This is a genomic window from Herpetosiphon geysericola (genome assembly GCF_001306135.1).
Classification (GTDB): domain Bacteria; phylum Chloroflexota; class Chloroflexia; order Chloroflexales; family Herpetosiphonaceae; genus Herpetosiphon; species Herpetosiphon geysericola.
The window spans coordinates 63,847-84,134 of record NZ_LGKP01000046.1 but is presented as its reverse complement, the minus strand read 5'-3'; the positions used below and the strand labels follow the sequence as shown (position 1 = coordinate 84,134).

Genomic DNA, 20,288 nt, shown 5'->3' with positions numbered 1-20,288 from the left:
TTAGCACAAATTGGGTAGTTGCCACGATTACCTCTGAGGTAATTGTGCCAGCAACTATCAGCGCCTATGCTGCAACTAGGTTTTGAAACCTGACCCTGTTGGGATTTGAGTTTATGCTAAGGAGCAATGCGATGCGTTGGTTACAACACCCTCAATTATTACGCTATGCGATTCGGTTTGATGGCGTAAGCGCTGGAACCTTGATGCTTGGTTTGCTTGGTCTCAATCAACCGCTGGCCCATTTTTTCGGCTTGCCAAGCAGCTTTTTGTGGTATGTTGGCTTGGGCTTGATTCCTTGGGTGACGTGGTTGGTTTGGTTGTCGTTTCGCCCGACGATCAGTCGGGCGGCAGCTTGGTTTGTGGTGGTGGTCAATGGGCTGTGGCTGGCCGAAAGCATTTGGCTAATCGTGGGGCCAACCTTCGAGCCAACAGTTTGGGGCTATGGCTTCTTGATTGCGCAAGCTATTTTGGTGGCGCTGATTACCGAGACCGAAATTATTGCGCTGCGCCGCAAGCTGGTTAATGCCTAAATTATGAGCGTATGCAAAACCCCGCGCCGACACTGCAGGCGCGGGGTTTTGCTGCTGTTATGATACGTACACTTGTGGTCGGTTAATTGCCAGCGATTTCCAACATACGTTCCAAGGCCAAGCGGGCTTTTTGTTTGATTGCGGTTGGCACGGCAATTTGATTAACCACCTTGCCCTCGACCAAATTCTCCAACACCCAGCACAATTCCTCGGGATCGATCCGATACATGGTTGAGCAAAGACAGGCAAACGGTGAAACCGAGACAATCGTTTTATCGGGATTATTGCTTTGCAAACGATTAACCAGGTTGATTTCGGTGCCAACTGCCCACATACTGCCAGCTGGAGCCTCGTTGATCGTTTTGATGATATAGGCGGTTGAGCCAACATAATCTGCTTCGTTGGTTACACCCAAGGTGCATTCTGGGTGCACAATCACATTAATTTCTGGGTGCTTTTCGCGCCATGCTTTGATATAGGCTGGGCGGAATTGCGCATGGACTGAGCAATGACCAGCCCAAAGCAACACTTCGGCCTCGCGAATTGCTTCTGGGGTGTGGCCACCATAGCGCAAATTGGGATTCCAGACCAACATTTTATCGAGCGGAATGCCAAGTTTGGCAAAAGCCGTATAGCGGCCAAGGTGTTGGTCGGGCAAGAAGAGCATTTTGGGGCGCAAGCTTTTGGCCCAACGCACAATTGGCTCGGCGTTGGATGAGGTGCAGCATGCACCGCCATGTTCGCCAACAAAGGCCTTGACGGCGGCAGTTGAATTGACATAGGTAATTGGCATGACCTGGGCTTCTGCATCGCCCAAAATTTCGTCAAGCTCCTCCCAAACTTCTTCAAGTTGTTCGATGTCGGCCATATCGGCCATCGAACAGCCAGCAGTATGGTCGGGCAGAATCACGGTTTGGTCGTCGCGCCCAAGAATATCGGCGCTTTCGGCCATGAAGTGAACCCCACAAAAGACGATATATTCAGCGGCAGCTTTACGGGCATCAACCGAAAGCCCGTAGGAATCACCGCTCAAATCGGCATGCTTAACCACATCATCACGTTGATAGTGATGGCCCAGAATAACCAACCGCTCGCCCAATTTGGCCTTAGCCTCAGCAATCCGTTGATCCAATTCTGCGATTGATAGCCCTGCATAGTCCTCGGCACGCTCGTGTGCCACACCAATTGCTTCGGCTGCGATGACGGCCATGATGACCCTCCATTGGGTTAATATGCGATTAGTGTCATTTTGACACTATAAATCGTGAGAAAAAGAGCGGGACGCAGCAAACGCCCCTAATATTGTCATTCTAACACAATGATCAGTAGTGTCAAGATGACAATTTCAAATGAGGGATTAGGGGCTAGGGTTCAGGGGCCAGTCTGGTAGCTAAATATAGGATCATGCATTTTTAACCACGAAGGACACGAAGCTGGATTAATCGAGTTTACTTGTTTTGGCTGGCCGTGGCTCGATGATTAATGGCTGCAAGCGGGGCCAGCAATGCCAGGCAATTGCAATGGCAGCCAAACATTCGAGGCTGCTGGCGATGGCGATTGCTGCCGACCACGGCCAAATACTGGCCCAAACTAGCACTGCCAGCGCAGCCTGCAACAAGCCGCTCGCCGACCAAACCAGCCATGGTGAGCCGCGCCAGCCATGGGCATCAAGCCGTGGCAAAATCCAAAAAGCTACCCCAAAAATCAGGTTGAGCAACCAGCCCACCAGCATGGCGTGAATGTGGGCTGTGCGCCAATACCAAATCCAAGGCCAAACCCCAATTGCCTTGCTGACCAACATGATGCCGCCAACGCTGCCGCCAATCACCAAATAGAGCAAACTGGCGCGAATGCTGAAGAGACTAAATTTTGGCATGATTGCACCTCTGCGCTATTTGGCTTTGCTCACTTTGGCTTTGACTCGGGGCCAAAGCATCAGCAAAATCAACCACAAGGCGGCGACTTGCAAACAGGCCGCGCCAACGATCGCCCATTTGACGAGGCCGCTTGGTGCCCATTGCAACAGTGGTTCGACGATGCTGCGCAGCCCAAGCCCAAGGTTGAACGTGGCATAGGCGGCCCATGCTACGTTTTCGTTGCCTCGTGGTTGCTCGCGGCTATGCACTGGAAACAGCCAAATCGCCACGCCAACGATTAATTGGGTGACCCAGCCAACCATCAAGGCGTGATAAAACACTATTTGCAAAGCCGCCAAGGGATTGGTTTTGAGCGCCCAAAGCTGGCTGGTGAGCATGGCGATGCCAATCGCGAAGGCCAAGACCAGCCAGACAAATGCGGTGCGAATATAGTAACGAGCAAGCGTTGGCATGGTCTTGGCTCCTTTGCAAACTAGGCTTCTTTGGCCAAAATCGCGCTGAGAGCGGCCACGATTGGCGCAAGCTCGACGTTATGGGCTTGCGCGGCCTGACTTAGGCTCAAGCCGCCGCCACAGCACAAATCAAAACCATGCTCGCGTAAAACGGCCATGACATTGGGGTGGGTATCAGCCAAACTGGTTAAAGTTGTTTCGGCGATCACATCGGGCGTTAAGCTTGTTGCTTGCATCATGTTGCTCCTTGCAAAAATAAAGCTGAGCCTACAATAGCTGATGCTTACTCAACCAGCAGCGACTTTTCTCACAAGCAAGGATTCAGCAAGCATGCGAGAAAAGTCACAGCCAAGGCGTTGCAGCGGTTCTAAGCTAGGGCTATGTAATTACAACGGCTGGCCTAATCCAATTGCATATCGATCACTGGCGATTCCCAGCATCGATTGATGGTTCGCTTTCAAGCAAGGAGCGTCGCAATGAACCGCCGATCATTCACTATGGTAGTGATTTTTAGTCTGTTATTAACCAGTATCGTCGCCTGTGGCGACCAAGTAAGTCGCACGAGTTCGCTCTCACCAACGGCTTCGCATAATCCCGAAAGCCAAGCCATGAGCCAGCAAACGAGTCAACAAACGAGCCAAGCAGTGCTCGAAATTCATTCGTTTGAAATGGGCTTCAAGCCCCAGAATCTGACTGTGCCAAGTGCTGGCGTCTATACGATTAAATTAGTCAATGATGGTGTGATTCCACACGACATAACCTTGCCTGATGGCACCAAAATTAGTGCTAATAGCAACGAAACGGTGACTGCCGATGTGACGGTTCCCGCCGAAGGTCTGAGTTTTATTTGCGCAGTGCCTGGCCACGAAGCCGCTGGCATGAAAGGCACGATTCAAGTTGCCTCGGCCAATGCAGCCGTCACGCCAACGATGATGGATGACCATAGCGGGCCAGCGCCAGAGAGCAATATTGCCGCCGATGAGTCGGCTCCAGAATATATGTTGTACGATGCCAAAGCTCCTGCTGCGCTCGAAGGCACCATCCACGAGATTGATTTGGTGGTTGAAGAAAAAGATATGACCGTAGCTCCAGGCTATGTGCAGCATGTCTGGACGTTTGGTGGCACAGTGCCCGGCCCCGTCATTCGGGTTAAAGTTGGCGATACCGTGCGGATTCACCTGAAAAACCCAAGCTCCAACGAGGTGCCCCACTCGATCGACTTCCACTCCAGCGAGGTTGCTTGGAACGACGAAATGACCTCGATCAATGTTGGCGAAGATAAAGTTTACGAGTGGCAAGCCAATTATGCTGGGGTTTGGATGTATCACTGTGGCACGACTCCAGCGCTGCATCACATTGCCAATGGGATGTATGGAATGGTGATTGTTGAACCCAAAGAAGGCTTGCCCGCAGTTGATCACGAAGTTGCCTTGGTGCAAAGCGAATGGTATCTCGGCCCACAAGGCGATTTGGTCAGCCTTGAAAAAGCTGCTTCGGCAGCGCCAGCGCCTGAATATGTGGTGTTCAACGGTGTTGCCAACCAATATAAAGATCATCCAATCGAGGTCAAAACTGGTGGCACAGTGCGGGTATTTGTGCTGAATGCAGGCCCAAGCATCGATAGCTCATTCCACGTGGTTGGCACAATTTTCAACACCGTGATCAAAGAAGGCGTGCAATTACGGCCTGAAACCGCTAATGGCTATGGCTCGCAGGCTGTCGATTTAGCGCCAGCCCAAGGCGCAATTGTCGAATTCCGCACCGCCGAAGATGGCTTGTATCCAATCGTGACTCACGCGTTCAACTTTGTGGGTCGGGGGGCCTTGGGCCTCTTCCAAGCAGGCGATGGCGACCCCAAAAACTAAACGAGCATCAATTGAGCTGGCAGCGCCGGTTTTGGCTCGCGCTGCCAGTGAACGATCGGAGTTGATGATGTTTTTGCCAGTGATCAATCTGCAACGTTGTGTTGCCTGTGGAGTTTGTGAAACTGTTTGCCCAACCAAGGCAGTAACGCTTGAGCAACAACAAGCAGTCTTGAGCCAGCCCGAAGCCTGTACCTTTTGCGATCGTTGCGAAGCTGCCTGCCCAACTGAGGCAATTAGTCGTTCGTTTGCGATTCGCTTTGCGCCAAGCAGCCAGCCATTGACTAAAGCTCAGCTTGGGCAGCTAAACCTTGGGGATCGATAATGTCGATCATGCCGCGATCAAGTCGTATCAAGCCTTGGGCATCAAAGGCCTTGAGCGCCCGCCCAACCATCTCGCGCACTGAGCCAATATGGGCGGCCATTTCGGCTTGGGTTAATGGTGCTAATTGCGGGTTGTGTTCGGCGAGGCTAGCCTGTTGCAACAACAAGCGCGCCAAGCGCCCGTTGACCGTATGCAAAGCCAAATTTTCAATCAAGCCAACCAAACTATGCAAGCGATTGGCAAACTCGCCCAAGATTGCCAACGCCAATTCGGGATATTGTTGGGCAACTTGGCGAATATGCTCACGCGGAATTGCTAATAATTGGCTGCTGACTAGGGCTTCGCTGGTAGCGGGGCAGCGCGGCTCACGAAACATCGGCACTGTATTAAAATGATCATTGGCCTCAACCAAGTGTAAAATATGCTCACGGCCCTCGATTGAATGGCGCACAACCTTGATGCGCCCACTATACAGCAAATACATGGCGCTGGCTGGCTCGCCCTCAAGCGTAATAATGCTGCCACGTTCGACGGTTTGTTCATAGGCATGGCTGCTCAACGCAGCAATAATTGGTGGCGATAGATCGCGGGTGAAACTGACATGGGCAAATAAGGCATTTCGATCCATCTGTAGTATCCTCGTTGCACTAGAACGCTCCCATCATAGTACAAGGAATTTGCCCAATGCATGCATTACTTTCGCAATTGATTGTTGGTACGTTTGCGCCGCTGGATTTGGCTCAACTGCGCAGCCAGAGCGAAATTGACGGGCCGTTGTGGAGCTACACGACCGAGCAACTAAACCTTAATTTGTTGCGGTTTCGGCTTGGCGATGGGATTCCCAAGCATCAAAATAATGAAGTTGATGTGTTGCTGTTGGTGCTTGAAGGCACAGGAATGTTGGAGATCGATTTGGTGCAGCAGCCGATTGGCGCTGGCTCGATTATCTGTATCCCCCGTGGCGCTGCTCGTTCGATTCAAGCTACCAGCGCCGAATTGATCTATTTTAGTTGCCATCAACGGCGTGCTGGCCTGTTTCCAACCGTCACTAATCGTAATGCCATGTGAGAAATATCGCTGTGCTGAAGGCACTTTCTGCATAGACTAGCCTTAGATCGGCTCGTTAATGGAGAATTTGTATGGCGCGGCATAGTAAATTATTTTGGCTTAGTGGCCTCGCAGCCTTGTTGCTGGCTACGCTTGTGCATTTGGCTTTGACGGCTGCTGGCCCGCAGCGCTGGGATGCGTGGGTGCATCTGCTGCTCTATGGCTGGATTAGCTGTAGTATTTTTGCGGTTAATTATCATACAACTCCGGTATTTAGTGGCCGCAACTTTACCAAACCAGCTTGGCTTGAAGTGCACTGGTTGGTTTGGAGCTTGGGCGTGGTGTTGGCTAGTAGCGGCCTTGTGTGGTATAGCCAACTGAGCTATCGGCTTGGCTTGGGCTTGGAGTGGCTGGGCAGTTGGTTATTTATGGCGAATATTATCCAACTCTTGCGTAGCCCCAAATTGCGCCCAAGTATGCCTGCTTCGCCGCAGCAACAACAGATCGATCGGCTCTCGACCCTCGCGACCAAAACCTCGGGCGCAAGTTTACCTGTGGCCCTGAGCTTAATTCTTGCCCGTGAATTTGGCTTAATTCATGCCCGCTGGCTGTTGAGCGCCGAGCATGTGCTGACCCTTGGCTGGATGATGTTGATGATTATCGGGGTTAGCTGCCATGTATTGCCGCGTTGGTCGGGTCAAGCGCCGCGCAATCCAGGCTGGTTGCGGGCGGGCTTGGTCCTGCATCACGTTGGCTTGCTGAGCATTGTGCTTGGCTTGGGCTTTGATCTGCCAGCCTTATTTGCGCTTGGCGCGAGCTTGGTTTTGTGTGCGCTTTGTTGCTGTGTCTGGTTGTTGATTCCAGTTTTAGCAACCGTCGCCAAGCAGCAAACCAATCAATTGAACATCGTGCAACCGCGGCGCATTGGGCCTTTGACCATGTGGTGCATTCGGGCTGCGGTTTTCTATTTGGCGGTTGGCATCGGCTTTGGCATTAGCTTTGCCTTTGATCGGGCTTTGGGCGCGCAACTTCGCCCAATCCATGTTGAATCGAATTTAGCTGGCTTTGCGACGATGTTGATTTATGGTATGGCCTATTTTATGTTGCCGCGCTTTATGGGGCGGCCATTGGGCCTCGCCGGAGTTGCCAATTGGCAAGTGGTTTTGGCAATTAGCGCGGTCTTGCTGATTGACCTTGGTTGGGCTGGTTTGGTGGCAAACGTGGCATTGGCACGTTGGTTGCTGGTGTTTGGCGCAAGCCTGCATGGCTTGGCAGCTCTGCTCTTTAGCCTGAGCATGCTGGCAACAATCTATCAGCCAGTGCATGTGCGGCGTTTGGCGCATAAATCCTAATCTAGCCTTTAATTCAGGGGCTACGATTGTGGCGTATAGTGAGCCAGGCCTGAACCTTGGGGTTTTGCAAATTTTAGATAGTTCAACTGAGCCAAAGCAAGCGCTTGGCGTGCGGATTCGCTTTTTAACCAAGCCAGCGATCTTTAATTATTATAGCAAGCTATGGTTTGGTTGAACAATCAGCGTGGCAAATTATCAAGTGCAATTGCTCGCAATTGAGCAACAATCAATTCAGGTAGCGATTCGTTTGACTGCTGAACAGGCCCCTAGTTTGCCAATTGAAGCTTTTGCCCATGAACAACTTTTGATTGCGCCGCCCAAGACGAGCGTTGGCGATGGCTATTTAACGATTACGCTTGGTGAATATTATCCGGACAGTGAAGAGCAAGCAGCGCGCATCGAATTGAGTTTTTGGGTTAGCAGCAATGTGCCAGCGCTTGAACTAGTAGCAACGCTTGGGCAAGTCATCGAATACGAAGGCTACTGAGTGCGGGTGCTGTGGCTGCCGAATGCAGCTTATCCAATGGTTGCACTTGGCTTGCAGCCTGAATAAATTTATTCAATCCGCGAGAGTGAATTCTGACGGCCAGCTAGAAATATGCTACAATAAGCGCTGATGTTTAAATTTGAGGTGACATAATCCACGATGGCACGCACTACTCGCGCTATTCCACAACGTACACTTTCTGCTGAAGATCGGGCTACATTTGAGCGGATGGCTGAGAGTATCCGTTCGTTGGTTGGAGTACATATTAATCAACAGCCTGGGCGTTTCATGTTGGATACGCGGATTATGCTCGATTTGGTGCGTTTTCCGGTGATGCGGCCAACGGGCGGGCGGGTAACCTGGGGCGGCTATTTCACCTATTCGCCGACCTATGCCTCATTAACCCCAGAACAACGCTGGAATTATATTGCCTGGTTGGCTGGCGACGAGAGTTGCGCAATCCAACTGTTTCGGATTATGCGGCTGTATGCCTTATGCGCCGAATTAACTACCACCCGCCGCGATGAGGCGATTACGGCCATGCGCCAATTGTACGATTCGAGCACCAACGATGCGGTGGCCCAAAGCTCAATTGGCAATGTTTTGACCTTGGCCTATGCAGCCTCACAAGCAGATGGATTAGGCGAGTGGTTAACCATTTTTACTCCCTCAAATGCAATTCCCGCCGATGTGTTGATTCGCTGTTTCGCCTTGGCCTCGATCGAAGCCAGCGGCCCGTTGCTTTTTGATATCGCCTCGCGCTGTAATTTCAAGCTTGGCCGTGGTTTAGGCGGCAAACGCGCAACGATCGAACAAGCCATGCGCGATATTGCTGATCGTTGGGGCGAGCGCCATCAGACCACCGTCATTCGCACGATGGTTGAGCAAACACCAACCATGCCGGTTGCGCTGAATTATAGCGATACCTTGGTGATGTGGGTTGCCCGCGCCTTGGAGCTTTCGCAAGGGGTCTTTTTATTCGATCGCTCCGATGCTGCCAGCTTTATTCGAGGTTTGGCTGCCGCTGCCCAAGAGCAAGTACGCTCAAACAAAAAAGGCAGCACGCCGCTCGATGGCCTCGAATTGCTCGATGGCATTCTCAAGGGCGATGGCGGTGTGGTTCAATTTGATCTCTCTGGCTCTGCTGAATATGTGATGACTGAGGAAGAAGAGGAGATTCTAGAGCAAAAGTTAAATCGCATCCAAAAAGTACCTGGGGTCAAAGTCGTCAAAAACGAATGGGATGTTTTTTCCTATTGGAGTGGCCGCCAAAATACCTCGCCCGATGCGGTGCTGATTCGTAGTTTGCCGATTAAGCAACCAAGCTCACCAGAACCATGGAATGCCCCAACGCCGCCAACCTACGCCGTCGCTTCCTACAAAACCTTAACCCCAGAACAACGCTGGTGGTATTTGGATTGGCTGGCAGGCGAGGATGTGAAGCCTTTGGAAGTGTTTTGGTCGGTGCGTTTTAAAGGCTTAGAGGCAGCGTTTAGCCGTCTTACTCCGCAAAAAGCCCAGGAACAGACCGATTCGTGGTTTGACGAGCGTGATCCGCGTTTGCTTAAACATAACATTGTGGGCATGCTCGAAACCATTTTCGATCAGACTAATGATGAATCGTTGATGCGGGCTGGCCTCGATTTGCTGATGCCGCTGTATAGCGATTTTGGCGATGTTGAACGGGCAAATGCAGCCTTCAATCGCACGCCGATGAACCCCGATCAAGCTACGCGCTTGCTGGAATTGTTGTGGAATGCAGGCGGGGTGGTTGATGGCCGCGGCTTGTTGTATGTGGCGCGAGTTGGCGGTTTCAATCATACGCCATTGACCCGCGAATGCTTCGACCAAATTGCCGAACGTGCCGAGCAATTGCTTAGCGAATGGGAAATGGATAATGGCCCGCTCAGCGATTTGCCAATTGTGAATTTCAGCTACACTCGCTCCAAGCGGCGGGTGGTGAGTGCGGTCAGTGTTGCTGCCGATGTGGCGCGTCAAGCCCAAGAAGAAATTAAGGCGCAACGCCGCTCTGCTCCACGTACTGCTCGCATGAGCGCCGAGGAAATCGAGGCCGAACAAGCAGAGTTGGCCGAACTGCCAACCAACGCTGGCGATGGCCCAGCCGAGGCTATCTATGTGCAATTGGCCAGCGACCCACAGTTGGTCGAGCTCTATTTGACCTATGGAGCAGAAGCGCTCGATCAAGGGCGGCCAACCGAGGCTGTAGCCTTTTTGCGCCGTGCAGCCGAGCTTGATCCACGGAGCCATGCCAGTTTATTGTTGCCCTTAGCGCGTTTACGCTTAAGCGAAGCCGCTCACGACCAGAAGCCAAATCAGTAGAAAATAGGTTCATATCAATGGAAGAATTACGTCGCCAGCGCTATCTTGAGATTTTGGCGAGCTTGCCTGAGCCAGCCTTTGAGCTAACCCAACTTGTGCAAGCACTGCCTGAGATTGATCAGCCTGAAATTGAAGCAGATTTATTGCATTTAGGCTTTGAATTAGATGAATATTTGATCCGCGCCGATTTTGAAGCGGCCTTAACGCCCAATACTCGGGCAACTCGCCCGCAGATTCCGGTTGCTGCGCCGCCGCGCCTGCAAGCTTTGCCGCCAATTTTGAATGAATTGCGTTTTCGACCACCAACCGATGGCGAACGCGCGCGCTTGCTGAGTGGCCACGTTACGCCAGCCGATCGTTGGGCAGTGCGCGAACAAGCTGAACATTACACCCTCAAAGGTGGTTTCGACCACTTGCTTTCGCTCGAATATGCCGCGATTGATGCCAAGGAATATCAATTACGTGCCGTGCGGCGGGTTTTGGGCGAAATGCATGGCAACGCGATTTTGGCCGATGAAGTTGGTTTGGGTAAAACCATCGAAGCTGGCTTGATCATCAAAGAATATCATTTGCGCGAAATGATTCGTACATGTTTGATTTTGACCCCAGCGCCGCTTTCCGAGCAATGGCTCGAAGAAATGCACGATAAGTTTGGCATGAATTTTCATCGTTTAGGCGATGATACTGATATTGGCCAATATCCGTTGGTCGTTGGCTCAATTGATCGTGCTAAAGGCGCCTATCGTAAAGCATTGACCGACCGAACTTGGGATATGTTGGTGATTGATGAATGTCATATGCTTAAAAATCACCGAACTGGGCGTTATAAATTTGTTTTCAACTTGAATCGCAAACATTGTTTATTGCTCTCAGCAACCCCTGTTCAAAATGAGCTGCGCGAATTGTATAATTTGATTACGGTTGCCCGGCCTGGTCATCTCAAAGGGCCACGTCAATTCCAAAAACTATTTATGGAAGATCGGCGTCATGCGCGTAACGTTGATCATTTACGGGCATTGCTCAACGAGGTGATGATTCGCAACCGACGTTCAAATACTCTCACCGAGTTGCCACCGCGCTTAATTCATCATCATGAAATTGAATTAACCGATGATGAGCACGATTTTCACGATGCAATGGTTCGCTTTTGCAAGCATATCTACCAACGCTATGTTGAAGGCGAAATTGTGCTGCAAAGCATCGATGGTAAAGTTGTTGTTTCAAAATTGGTTTTAGTGCTCATGACGTTGCTCAAAGAAATGACTTCTAGTCCGCGCGCTGTTGGCCATACGTTACGTGGCGCAATGACTGCACGCTTGGGCAAGATGGATGGTGCTGATAGCGGCGAATTGGATCGCTTGCTTAAAATCGTTGATGAGATGCAGATTCCATCCAAAGCGCGTACATTATTGAAAATTGTCAAGAACGATGATAGCAAAATTATCGTGTATACCGAGTTTGTGGCAACCTTGGAATTCCTACGCGATTTCTTGGCTGATCACGGAGTCGAATCGGTGCTCTTCCACGGTGGCCTGAGCGGGATGCAAAAACGCAGCGCGGTTGAACGTTTCCGTGATGGCAAAGCCCAAGTCTTTTTATCAACCGAGAGTGGCGGGCAAGGGCTTAACTTACAATTCTGCCATCGCTTGGTTAATTACGACTTGCCATGGAATCCAATGCGGATTGAGCAACGGATTGGGCGGGTGCATCGTTATGGTCAAGAACGGCCTGTTGAAATTTATACCTTGATTTTACGTGGCACAATCGAAGAATATATTTTGCACGTGCTGACTGGTAAAATCGATATGTTCCAAACCGTCATTGGCGAAATTGATGCAATGCTTTCGTTTATGCACGAACAACAAAGCCTTGAAGTACGCATAACTGATATTATTTTGCATTCAAAGAGCTTTGATGAAATTCGGGCCCAAATGGAATTGCTTGGCGAAGAGTTGCGCAAAGCCAACGATACACTCAACGAAGCCGAAAAAACCAACGCCGCCTTGTTGGATAGTGTATTGGGATGATAGAACATAGAACATAGAACATAGAACATAGAACATAGAACATAGAACATAGAACATAGAACATAGAACATAGAATGAATCTGCTTAAATTATAAATATTCTTTACTCTATTTAATAATTATGCTATGCATAGTGATTATAACTTATTGATGAAGTATAATTAAATTTATGCTCTATGCTCTATGCTCTATGTTCTTACTAAAGGGAATATACAATGTTTACAGGCATTATTGAAGAAATTGGCACAATTTTGGTGGCGAATACTGGCCTTGAGCGCGATAATAGCTTGCGTATTGGCTGTAGTTTGGCTACCAGCGATGCTCAATTAGGCGATAGTATTGCAGTCAACGGTGTTTGTTTGACCGTAACGGCCTTTGAAACCGATTGGTTTGAGGTTGGTTTAGCCCCAGAAACTTTGCGCCGTACCAACTTGGGCCAGCTCAAGGTTGGTAGCGCAGTCAATTTAGAGCGCGCGTTGGCCGCTGGGCGACGCATGGGCGGCCATTATGTGCAAGGCCACGTCGATGGCACTGGCGAAATTATCGCCATCGAGCCAGAGGGCGAATCCAAGGCAATTACGATTCGGGTTGCGCCAGGCTTGATGCGCTATATCGTCGAAAAAGGGTTTGTTGCGGTTGATGGCACGAGCTTGACGATCACGCGCACCACCGACGATAGCTTTGGCTTGGCGATTATTGCCCATACCCAAGCCTGGGCGATTATTGGCCAACAGCAGGTTGGCGATACGGTGAATATCGAAGTTGATATTTTGGCCAAGTATGTTGAAAATATCGTGCGTTTTGATCGCAAAATGCTTGCAGAATAAGCACCATTTGTCTAGATGGAACCGATAAATGATGTATAACGACTATGCCCGTTACTATGATGACGGGCAGCTCCATTTTAGCGTCTTGATGTTTGATTATTTGCAACGGGTGTTGGAATTGCATCCCGTGGCTGGCCGTTCGATGATCGATTTGGCATGTGGCACGGGTACGTTGGCCTTGATGCATGCCGATTTGGGCTGGGATGTATTGGGCATTGATGCCTCGCGCGAGATGCTGCGCGTCGCCCAACGCAAGGCTCGTGGCGACGTAACTCAGCAACGTTCAATTCGTTTTCGGCGCGCCGATATGCGCGATTGGCAGGTCAGCACGCCAGTGCAATTAGTCACTTGTTTTTACGATAGCCTCAATTATTTGCTTGAAGAAGCTGATTTGGCTGCCACCTTTGGCTGTGTGGCGGCAGCGCTGGAGCCTGGCGGACGCTGGATTTTCGATATTAACACGCCCTATTTTTTGGAGCATGTTTGGCAGCCAGTTGAAATCGATGAACGCGATGGCTATGTCCATATTATGCATTCGCAATTTGAGCCAGAACGCTGTATCTCGTGGTTGCAACTAACTGGTTTTGCCCAGCGCGATGATGGCTTGTTTGAGCGATTTAGTGAGCAGCATGCAGAACGTGGCTATAGCCAAGCCATATTAGAGCAGCTTTTACGGTTAAACGGGTTTACAATAGAGGCCGTGTACGATTGTTTCGTGCTGACTGAACCAACCCCGATCAGCCATCGCTGGCTTTGGGTCTGTACCAAACAATGAGTGTTTGATTGTCGCATAAGGAGTGAAGCTATGCCGTTGGCAAGCATCGAAGAAGCACTGCAAGATTATGCAGCAGGAAAAATGGTGATCATCGTCGACGATGAGGATCGCGAAAACGAGGGCGATCTCGCATGTGCTGCCCAGTTTGTTACGCCACAGGCAATTAATTTTATGGCTAAAGAAGGCCGTGGGCTGATCTGCTTGGCCATCACTGGTCAGCGCCTTGACGAGTTGGAAATTCCCATGATGGTTACCTCGAATAATTCTAAGTTTGGTACGAATTTCACGGTTTCAATCGAAGCTGCGCAAGGCGTAACTACTGGCATTTCAGCCTATGATCGAGCGCATACCATCCAAACTGTGATTAATCCCAATTCCAAGCCAAGCGATATTTCGCGGCCTGGCCATGTGTTTCCTTTGCGCGCTGCCGAGGGCGGTGTTTTGCGGCGGGTTGGCCAAACCGAAGCCTCGGTTGATTTGGCACGCTTGGCTGGTTTGTATCCTGCTGGGGTCATTTGCGAAATCATGAACGACGATGGCACGATGGCCCGCATGCCTGATCTTGCAATATTTGGCGAAAAGCATGATCTGAAAATTATTAGCGTTGAGCAATTGATTCGCTATCGCCGCGAACGCGAATTGTTGGTGACACGCACCGCCGAGGCCCGCTTGCCAACTAAATATGGTGAATTTCAAATTATCTCCTACGAAAGCAAAATCGATACGCCCGACCAACAAGCCAAAGAAGCTGTAGCATTGATTATGGGCGATATTTCAACCGCCGAGCCAGTGTTGGTGCGGGTTCACTCCGAATGTTTAACTGGCGATGCTTTTGGCTCGTTGCGCTGCGATTGCGGCCCGCAACTCGAAAAAGCCATGCAACGGATTGCCCAAGAAGGCCGTGGCGTGTTGCTCTATTTGCGCCAAGAAGGCCGTGGCATTGGCCTGACCAACAAAATTCGTGCCTATATGCTGCAAGACCAAGGCTTAGATACGGTTGAGGCCAACGAACGCTTGGGCTTCCCTGCTGATTTGCGCGATTATGGCTTGGGCGCGCAAATGCTGGCCGATTTGGGCTTACGCGATTTACGCCTACTCACCAATAATCCCAAAAAGATCATTGGCTTTGAAGGCTATGGCTTGCACGTTGTCGAACAACTTTCCTTGGAAACCGACCCAAATAGCGAAAACCAAGCCTATTTGCGCACCAAGCGCGAACGCATGGGCCATACCTTGTCGAATTTGAATTCGGCAGAATAACCTACAGCCAAGCCAAGCGCCGTTCGCGCATACTGACCCAGCGTGCTTGACCGATCACCAAATGGTCAAGCACGTCAATATCGAGTAACTGCCCAGCCTGAATCAATTGCTTGGTCACTAAAATATCGTCGGGCGAGGGCGTTGGGTCGCCGCTTGGATGATTATGCACAACAATAATTGCCGCCGCATTTAAGCGAATTGGCTCACGAAACACCTCTGCAATGCGCACGCTAGCACTATTCAACGAGCCAATTGTCACGTTTTCGATTTTCAGCACATGGTTTTTGGTATTGAGAATCACCACCCGCAGATGCTCCTTATCCAAATGGCTCATCTCCACTTGCAGCAAGCCCACCACATCAGCAGGCGAGGTGATTTGCAGCGGCTGGTTGGGTGCTGCCAGCAGCAAACGCCGCCCAATTTCCAGCGCGGCCTTGATATGGGCTGCTTTGGCCTCGCCCATTCCACGAATGCGGCATAAATCGCTGAACTCGATCTTTTGCAGGCCATGCCAGCCGCCATGCTCGCGTAGCAATAGTTGGGCAAGCTGAAGCACATTCATGCCTTGCACACCCACCCGCAACAAAATCGCCAAAATTTCAGCATCAGACAGCGCTTGTGGCCCAAAGTCACGCAGGCGTTCGCGTGGCTGTTCGCTGGATGGTAATTCCTTAATTGAGATAAAATAGTTGCTCATACTATCGAACTCGCACTAAAATGGTTGGTAGTGGAGAGCCACAACGGTGGCAAATTTGGCATGCTTGGCTATGAATTTGGCAAAATTGGCCAAAAAGGTGTTGATAATGAGCAATGATCCAGCGGTGTTGGCGCGCCGAAACCATGAATTGACGATTTTGAATCAGGTTGCCGAGGCCCTTAACCGCAGCAACCAGCTTGATCAAGCGTTGCAAACCGTTTTGGAATTGGTCGCAGAGTTGCTTGGTTTGCACACTGGTTGGGTTTGGCTGCTGCGCGATGATCAAACAACCCATTATTTGGCGGCGGCTTACCATTTGCCTCCGGTGTTGTGCCATCCCCAAGCCTTAGAAGACGATTGTTATTGCTTGGAGCGCTTTCGTGATGATGATTTGGAACGCGCGGCCAATATCAGCGTGATTCGTTGTAGCCGTTTACGCCATGTGCCGCAAGGCACTGCTGAAGTACGCTTCCATTCGTCGATTCCCTTGATGGCCCATGGGCGTAAACTAGGGGTTTTTAATGTGGCTAGCCCCGATTGGTGCGAACTGAGCGCCGCTGATTTGCGCTTGTTGCACACCGTCGGCGATTTGCTGAGCATGGCGATTGAGCGCACCCGCCTGTTTGAGCGCTCGCTGAGCTTGGGCGCGGTCGAAGAGCGCAACCGAATTGCCCGCGAAATCCATGATACCTTGGCCCAAGGCCTGACTGCGGTTTTGTTGCAGCTCGAAACCGCCGATGCCTTGTTTGAGGTTGGCGCAACCGAGCGCGGTCGCGCCAAAATTCATCAAGCCTTGCAATGGACGCGCTATAATCTTGATGAGGCGCGCCGTTCGGTGCTCGATCTGCGGGCTGCGCCTTTGGAAGGCCGGAGTTTGGTCGAAGCCTTAGCAACCTTGAACCACGAGCACGATCCATTTAACCTTGAATTACAAACGATTGGCGCTTTGCAACCATTGCCCTTGCGAATTGAGGTTGGTTTGTTGCGGATTGTGCAAGAAGCCCTGAATAATGTGCGCCAGCACGCCCAAGCCAGCCAAGTGGTGATCGAATATCATGCCACGCCAAGTCAGATTGAAATTTGCGTGCACGACAATGGCTGTGGTTTCGACCCAACTCTTGCCAAGCCTCAGCATTTTGGCTTAATTGGCATGAATGAACGTACCCGTTTGCTTGGTGGCAGCCTTGAAATCAAAAGCACCCTTGGCGCTGGTACTGAGGTTTGTATTGCCGTGCCATTAGGGAGTTAAATCCATGATTCGAATTCTTGTTGTTGATGATCATCCGGTGGTGCGCGAGGGCTTAGTGGCAATTTTGAGCACCCAAGCCGATTTTGCGGTAGTTGGTGAGGCCAGCGATGGCCGCCAAGCCTTGGCATTGTGCCAGCAACTTCAGCCCGATTTATTGTTGCTTGACCTTGAATTGCCTGAATTAGATGGCGTGGCGGTGCTTGAACAGCTCAATCTCGCGACAGCCGAGCTGCGGGTTTTGGTGTTTACCGCATTTGATACTGATGAGCGGATTATTGGGGCAGTGCGGGCTGGCGCGCAGGGCTATTTGCTCAAAGGTGCGCCACGCGACGAATTATTTGCCGCAATTCGTTTGATTTATGCTGGCGGCTCGACCTTGCACCCGTTGATTGCCTCAAAACTGTTGCGCCAGGTGCAGCGCGATACGAGTTTGGTTGAATTAACTCCGCGTGAGCACGAAGTTTTGCAGCATTTAGCCCAAGGCTTTGCCAATAAACAGATTGCCTATACATTGAATATTACTGAACGCACGGTTAAGTTTCATCTTAACAGCATTTTTCAAAAGCTTGGTGCTCATAATCGTACCGAAGCGGTTTCGATTGCCTATGAGCGTCAATTAATTTAGCTAGATTGATAGGTTTTATGACTTCAACTCGTTATCAAATTCCGGCGAATGAGCATAAATTTGAACAAGATATTAAACACTCGCGCTTTATTGCTACGGTTGTGCATGCACCAACCTTGGCTGAAGCTAAACAAGCAATTGCCACAATTGCTGCACGCTATCCCGATGCAAACCACAATTGTTGGGCTTTTCAAATTGGGCTTGGCCCGCACGCTGACATTGGCTCATCTGATGACGGCGAACCTGCTGGCACCGCTGGCCGCCCGATGTTGCAAGTATTGCAGGGCAGTGGGATTGGTGATATTGCAGCGGTCGTAACCCGTTATTTTGGCGGGATCAAATTAGGCACTGGCGGCTTGGTACGCGCCTATGGCGGAACCTTGCAAAAAGCGCTCAACGATTTACCAACTAAAGAACAAGTTATTCGGCGCACTGGTATGGTGACGATTAATTACAATCAATATGAATTATTGCGGCGTTTGCTGACGAGCTTTGATCCGGTGATTGAAAGTGAAGATTTTGCCAGCGATATTACCTTGATGCTGGCGTTGCCTCAAGATCGCTGGCAAGAATGTGCTGTGGCTATTCGTGAATTAACCTATGCTGAAAGCGAATTAATTGCCCTCGATGATTAAATAATCGGCGTTGTGTGATCCATTTCAAAGTGAATATTTTGAAATTCGCCTTGATCTGGCCGATCGTCGTAGATTTCGCTGGTTGGCAGCGAGCGCCAAAACTGCTCGGCTCCGGCAATCGCTGGGTTGGTATGCAAATAAATTGTACGATATGTGCCTTCGTTGAGAATCCAGTTACGGGTTAGACTCACCAAGCGACGCGCCAAGCCTGCCCGACGATGATCTGAAGCGACATAAACCCGCACGAGTTGGGCGGTTTCGGCAGTGTTATAGCGTTCCACCAGCCATTCTGGCTTGTAGGGTGGTTTGGGGCCGCCGGTACGCACCGCGCATGTGCCAACAACCTCGCCAGTTGCCTGAACGACCGCCACAAACAGCACTTGGCGCGGGTTTGCCAAATAGGTTCCGGCTAAATCATCAACGTCAGCATGCCATTTGGCAACGTAGCCAATCCCAAAATCGTGCTCAAAGGTATGTAACATCAGCTGGCGGGCTCCCGCTAAATCAGCGCTCGTTGCTTCGCGCAGCGTATAGATTCCATGATCAAGGCGCATGCCAATTCCTCATATGGTTAAATTACTGATATATTATATCAATAAATGAAAACTAATTTGCCAAAAAATCTAATATGCGCTATAATCTTGCTCGTTGCGCCGAGGTGGCGGAATGGCAGACGCTGAGGTCTTAAACATCTCTCCTCGCAAGGGGGTGCGGGTTCGACTCCCGCCCTCGGCACCAACCACAGGCTCGTTGATCAGACTTGATCAGCGGGCCTGCTGTTATTTAATCAATTAACAAAGCTAGCCTTTGGTATACTAACAACGACGTTTTTTAGCTGAGGAAACTGCTATGCGCCGTTGGATTTGGCTGTTACTGCTTGCTGGTTTATTGCCTCGCGCCGCCGCTGCCCATAATTTATGCTTCGTCGAAGTCAACAACCCCTATTGTTTGGAAGAACCATTCAGCGATTATTGGGACGATAACGGTGGCTTGCCAGTTTTTGGCTACCCAATTACCTTTGCCAAAGCCGAACCAAACCCAGATACGGGCATGAGTTATCATACCCAATGGCTTGAACGCAATCGCTTTGAAGTGCACCCAGAAAATGCGGGTACTGCCTACGAAGTGCTCTTGGGCTTATTGGGCAAAGAACGCTTGCAACAGCTTGGGCGAGCTGTTGCAGACCGTGAAGCTGGGCCAGTTGAAGGCTGTTTGTGGTTTGAAGAGACTGGCCATAACGTTTGCGATCAAAGCAATGGGCTTGGTTTCAAAAGCTATTGGCAAGCGCATGGCCTCAAAATTCCTGGCTTAGATAATTATGCCCGTTCGTTGCAACTCTTTGGTTTGCCGTTGACTAGCGTGAATCTTGAAACCAATGCCAATGGCGATACGGTGCAAACTCAATGGTTTGAGCGGGCGCGGCTCGAATGGCATCCTAATAATCCTGACGAATTTAAAGTTTTGCTGGGCTTATTGGGCAAAGAAGTTTTGGACAACAGAGGCGTAATTCCGCAGCCACAGCCGCAGCCACCAGTAACGCCAACGCCTGCGCCGATTGTTACGCCCACCCCAACCCCAATTCCTGCACCTCCACCACCATCGTTTAATAATTGCCAAGCCGACCCAACCGTGGCCAGCAATTATCCAGTGAAAATTGTTAGCGTGGATAAGGCTGCCGAAAAAGTTGTGCTGCAAAATGTGAGCAATGCGCCAGTTGCGATTGATGGCTGGAGAATTTGCAGCATTCGCGGCAACCAATTGCATGCAACGCTGGCTGGAAGTTTGGCTGCTGGCGAAACTCGCACGATTAATTCCACCGCATCAGGCCCAATTTGGAATAATAATGATCCAGATGATGCTTCGTTGTACGACGCAGAAGGCCGTTTGATTTCGTTTTTGGCTAATTAGGTGCTTAAACATCA

The 20,288-nt window shown here is 50.5% G+C and carries 23 protein-coding genes and 1 tRNA gene; 17 read left to right on the top strand and 7 right to left on the bottom strand.

The window, feature by feature from the left end; all coding sequences use genetic code 11:
- The first annotated feature begins 131 nt into the window (after positions 1-131).
- Entirely contained in the window at positions 132-530 is a 399-nt protein-coding gene (locus SE18_RS26405) for a hypothetical protein (RefSeq protein ID WP_054537472.1), read from the top strand.
- A gap of 82 nt (positions 531-612) precedes the next feature.
- Here the strand turns inward: SE18_RS26405 and nadA are convergent, their stop codons facing one another.
- From nadA to SE18_RS26385, 4 genes are all read right to left on the bottom strand, one after another.
- On the bottom strand, positions 613-1,740 hold the full coding sequence (gene nadA, locus SE18_RS26400) for a quinolinate synthase NadA (protein ID WP_236707020.1): 1,128 nt from the start codon (positions 1,738-1,740) through the stop codon (positions 613-615).
- Positions 1,741-1,968: 228 nt separating this feature from the next.
- Positions 1,969-2,406, bottom strand: a complete 438-nt coding sequence (locus SE18_RS26395; RefSeq protein ID WP_054537471.1) for a heme-copper oxidase family protein — start codon at positions 2,404-2,406, stop codon at positions 1,969-1,971.
- Positions 2,407-2,421: 15 nt separating this feature from the next.
- Positions 2,422-2,859 carry a hypothetical protein gene (locus SE18_RS26390; RefSeq protein WP_054537470.1) on the bottom strand — a complete coding sequence of 146 codons (438 nt, stop codon included), beginning with the start codon at positions 2,857-2,859 and terminating at the stop codon, positions 2,422-2,424.
- Between the two features lie 20 nt (positions 2,860-2,879).
- Complete coding sequence (locus SE18_RS26385) at positions 2,880-3,098, bottom strand: DUF542 domain-containing protein (RefSeq protein WP_083470184.1); 219 nt, start codon at positions 3,096-3,098, stop codon at positions 2,880-2,882.
- A gap of 237 nt (positions 3,099-3,335) precedes the next feature.
- On the opposite strand from SE18_RS26385, the gene SE18_RS26380 reads away from it, so the two are divergent.
- Both SE18_RS26380 and SE18_RS26375 read left to right on the top strand, forming a co-directional pair.
- The gene (locus SE18_RS26380) at positions 3,336-4,724 is read left to right on the top strand and encodes a multicopper oxidase domain-containing protein (protein WP_054537468.1); all 1,389 of its coding nucleotides are present in this window, start codon (positions 3,336-3,338) and stop codon (positions 4,722-4,724) included.
- On the top strand, positions 4,705-5,046 hold the full coding sequence (locus tag SE18_RS26375; RefSeq protein ID WP_236707018.1) for an ATP-binding protein: 342 nt from the start codon (positions 4,705-4,707) through the stop codon (positions 5,044-5,046). The genes SE18_RS26380 and SE18_RS26375 overlap by 20 nt, the downstream gene beginning before the upstream one ends.
- On the opposite strand, the gene SE18_RS26370 is transcribed toward SE18_RS26375, so the two are convergent.
- Positions 5,006-5,674: a Crp/Fnr family transcriptional regulator gene (locus SE18_RS26370; RefSeq protein ID WP_054537467.1), complete on the bottom strand. Its 669-nt coding sequence runs from the start codon at positions 5,672-5,674 to the stop codon at positions 5,006-5,008. The genes SE18_RS26375 and SE18_RS26370 overlap by 41 nt on opposite strands.
- A 56-nt stretch (positions 5,675-5,730) precedes the next feature.
- Between SE18_RS26370 and SE18_RS26365 the strand changes: the two genes are divergently transcribed.
- The 9 genes from SE18_RS26365 to SE18_RS26330 all read left to right on the top strand — a co-directional run bounded on the left by SE18_RS26365 (position 5,731) and on the right by SE18_RS26330 (position 15,160).
- Positions 5,731-6,114: a cupin domain-containing protein gene (locus SE18_RS26365; RefSeq protein ID WP_054537466.1), complete on the top strand. Its 384-nt coding sequence runs from the start codon at positions 5,731-5,733 to the stop codon at positions 6,112-6,114.
- Between the two features lie 71 nt (positions 6,115-6,185).
- Entirely contained in the window at positions 6,186-7,445 is a 1,260-nt protein-coding gene (locus tag SE18_RS26360; protein ID WP_054537465.1) for a heme-copper oxidase family protein, read from the top strand.
- 28 nt (positions 7,446-7,473) lie between these two features.
- Positions 7,474-7,620 carry a hypothetical protein gene (locus SE18_RS27675; protein WP_160319562.1) on the top strand — a complete coding sequence of 49 codons (147 nt, stop codon included), beginning with the start codon at positions 7,474-7,476 and terminating at the stop codon, positions 7,618-7,620.
- A 9-nt stretch (positions 7,621-7,629) separates the two neighbouring features.
- The gene (locus SE18_RS26355; RefSeq protein ID WP_054537464.1) at positions 7,630-7,932 is read left to right on the top strand and encodes a hypothetical protein; all 303 of its coding nucleotides are present in this window, start codon (positions 7,630-7,632) and stop codon (positions 7,930-7,932) included.
- Positions 7,933-8,091: 159 nt separating this feature from the next.
- Positions 8,092-10,272, top strand: a complete 2,181-nt coding sequence (locus SE18_RS26350; RefSeq protein WP_152976781.1) for a hypothetical protein — start codon at positions 8,092-8,094, stop codon at positions 10,270-10,272.
- Positions 10,273-10,289: 17 nt separating this feature from the next.
- The gene (locus tag SE18_RS26345) at positions 10,290-12,299 is read left to right on the top strand and encodes a DEAD/DEAH box helicase (protein WP_054537462.1); all 2,010 of its coding nucleotides are present in this window, start codon (positions 10,290-10,292) and stop codon (positions 12,297-12,299) included.
- Between the two features lie 214 nt (positions 12,300-12,513).
- On the top strand, positions 12,514-13,125 hold the full coding sequence (locus SE18_RS26340; protein WP_054537461.1) for a riboflavin synthase: 612 nt from the start codon (positions 12,514-12,516) through the stop codon (positions 13,123-13,125).
- Positions 13,126-13,153: 28 nt separating this feature from the next.
- Positions 13,154-13,900, top strand: coding sequence for a class I SAM-dependent DNA methyltransferase (locus SE18_RS26335; RefSeq protein ID WP_054537460.1), 747 nt, complete (start codon positions 13,154-13,156; stop codon positions 13,898-13,900).
- A gap of 30 nt (positions 13,901-13,930) precedes the next feature.
- A complete protein-coding gene (locus tag SE18_RS26330; RefSeq protein WP_054537459.1) occupies positions 13,931-15,160 on the top strand; it encodes a bifunctional 3,4-dihydroxy-2-butanone-4-phosphate synthase/GTP cyclohydrolase II in 1,230 nt (409 codons plus the stop codon).
- Position 15,161: 1 nt separating this feature from the next.
- On the opposite strand, the gene radC is transcribed toward SE18_RS26330, so the two are convergent.
- Positions 15,162-15,857 carry a RadC family protein gene (gene radC / locus SE18_RS26325; protein ID WP_054537458.1) on the bottom strand — a complete coding sequence of 232 codons (696 nt, stop codon included), beginning with the start codon at positions 15,855-15,857 and terminating at the stop codon, positions 15,162-15,164.
- Positions 15,858-15,963: 106 nt separating this feature from the next.
- On the opposite strand from radC, the gene SE18_RS26320 reads away from it, so the two are divergent.
- Genes SE18_RS26320 through SE18_RS26310 form a run of 3 tightly spaced genes read left to right on the top strand, consistent with a single transcriptional unit; the run spans position 15,964 to position 18,366 of the window.
- Positions 15,964-17,106, top strand: coding sequence for a GAF domain-containing sensor histidine kinase (locus SE18_RS26320; RefSeq protein WP_054537457.1), 1,143 nt, complete (start codon positions 15,964-15,966; stop codon positions 17,104-17,106).
- 4 nt (positions 17,107-17,110) lie between these two features.
- On the top strand, positions 17,111-17,731 hold the full coding sequence (locus tag SE18_RS26315) for a response regulator (RefSeq protein ID WP_054537456.1): 621 nt from the start codon (positions 17,111-17,113) through the stop codon (positions 17,729-17,731).
- Between the two features lie 17 nt (positions 17,732-17,748).
- Entirely contained in the window at positions 17,749-18,366 is a 618-nt protein-coding gene (locus tag SE18_RS26310; protein WP_054537455.1) for a YigZ family protein, read from the top strand.
- On the opposite strand, the gene SE18_RS26305 is transcribed toward SE18_RS26310, so the two are convergent.
- The gene (locus SE18_RS26305) at positions 18,363-18,920 is read right to left on the bottom strand and encodes a GNAT family N-acetyltransferase (RefSeq protein ID WP_054537454.1); all 558 of its coding nucleotides are present in this window, start codon (positions 18,918-18,920) and stop codon (positions 18,363-18,365) included. The two genes, SE18_RS26310 and SE18_RS26305, sit on opposite strands and share 4 nt — an antisense overlap.
- Positions 18,921-19,018: 98 nt before the next feature.
- Here SE18_RS26305 and SE18_RS26300 point away from each other — a divergent pair.
- Positions 19,019-19,104: transfer RNA gene (locus SE18_RS26300), tRNA-Leu, on the top strand.
- 111 nt (positions 19,105-19,215) lie between these two features.
- Positions 19,216-20,274: a hypothetical protein gene (locus SE18_RS26295; RefSeq protein ID WP_054537453.1), complete on the top strand. Its 1,059-nt coding sequence runs from the start codon at positions 19,216-19,218 to the stop codon at positions 20,272-20,274.
- Positions 20,275-20,288 lie beyond the last annotated feature (14 nt).

Bases quoted from the DNA above. Each gene is read 5' to 3' on its own strand.
- SE18_RS26405 (WP_054537472.1), top strand. From the start codon at position 132: ATGCGTTGGTTACAACACCCTCAATTATTACGCTATGCGATTCGGTTT.
- nadA (WP_236707020.1), bottom strand. From the start codon at position 1,740: ATGGCCGTCATCGCAGCCGAAGCAATTGGTGTGGCACACGAGCGTGCC.
- SE18_RS26395 (WP_054537471.1), bottom strand. From the start codon at position 2,406: ATGCCAAAATTTAGTCTCTTCAGCATTCGCGCCAGTTTGCTCTATTTG.
- SE18_RS26390 (WP_054537470.1), bottom strand. From the start codon at position 2,859: ATGCCAACGCTTGCTCGTTACTATATTCGCACCGCATTTGTCTGGCTG.
- SE18_RS26385 (WP_083470184.1), bottom strand. From the start codon at position 3,098: ATGATGCAAGCAACAAGCTTAACGCCCGATGTGATCGCCGAAACAACT.
- SE18_RS26380 (WP_054537468.1), top strand. From the start codon at position 3,336: ATGAACCGCCGATCATTCACTATGGTAGTGATTTTTAGTCTGTTATTA.
- SE18_RS26375 (WP_236707018.1), top strand. From the start codon at position 4,705: ATGGCGACCCCAAAAACTAAACGAGCATCAATTGAGCTGGCAGCGCCG.
- SE18_RS26370 (WP_054537467.1), bottom strand. From the start codon at position 5,674: ATGGATCGAAATGCCTTATTTGCCCATGTCAGTTTCACCCGCGATCTA.
- SE18_RS26365 (WP_054537466.1), top strand. From the start codon at position 5,731: ATGCATGCATTACTTTCGCAATTGATTGTTGGTACGTTTGCGCCGCTG.
- SE18_RS26360 (WP_054537465.1), top strand. From the start codon at position 6,186: ATGGCGCGGCATAGTAAATTATTTTGGCTTAGTGGCCTCGCAGCCTTG.
- SE18_RS26350 (WP_152976781.1), top strand. From the start codon at position 8,092: ATGGCACGCACTACTCGCGCTATTCCACAACGTACACTTTCTGCTGAA.
- SE18_RS26345 (WP_054537462.1), top strand. From the start codon at position 10,290: ATGGAAGAATTACGTCGCCAGCGCTATCTTGAGATTTTGGCGAGCTTG.
- SE18_RS26340 (WP_054537461.1), top strand. From the start codon at position 12,514: ATGTTTACAGGCATTATTGAAGAAATTGGCACAATTTTGGTGGCGAAT.
- SE18_RS26335 (WP_054537460.1), top strand. From the start codon at position 13,154: ATGATGTATAACGACTATGCCCGTTACTATGATGACGGGCAGCTCCAT.
- SE18_RS26330 (WP_054537459.1), top strand. From the start codon at position 13,931: ATGCCGTTGGCAAGCATCGAAGAAGCACTGCAAGATTATGCAGCAGGA.
- radC (WP_054537458.1), bottom strand. From the start codon at position 15,857: ATGAGCAACTATTTTATCTCAATTAAGGAATTACCATCCAGCGAACAG.
- SE18_RS26320 (WP_054537457.1), top strand. From the start codon at position 15,964: ATGAGCAATGATCCAGCGGTGTTGGCGCGCCGAAACCATGAATTGACG.
- SE18_RS26315 (WP_054537456.1), top strand. From the start codon at position 17,111: ATGATTCGAATTCTTGTTGTTGATGATCATCCGGTGGTGCGCGAGGGC.
- SE18_RS26310 (WP_054537455.1), top strand. From the start codon at position 17,749: ATGACTTCAACTCGTTATCAAATTCCGGCGAATGAGCATAAATTTGAA.
- SE18_RS26305 (WP_054537454.1), bottom strand. From the start codon at position 18,920: ATGCGCCTTGATCATGGAATCTATACGCTGCGCGAAGCAACGAGCGCT.
- SE18_RS26295 (WP_054537453.1), top strand. From the start codon at position 19,216: ATGCGCCGTTGGATTTGGCTGTTACTGCTTGCTGGTTTATTGCCTCGC.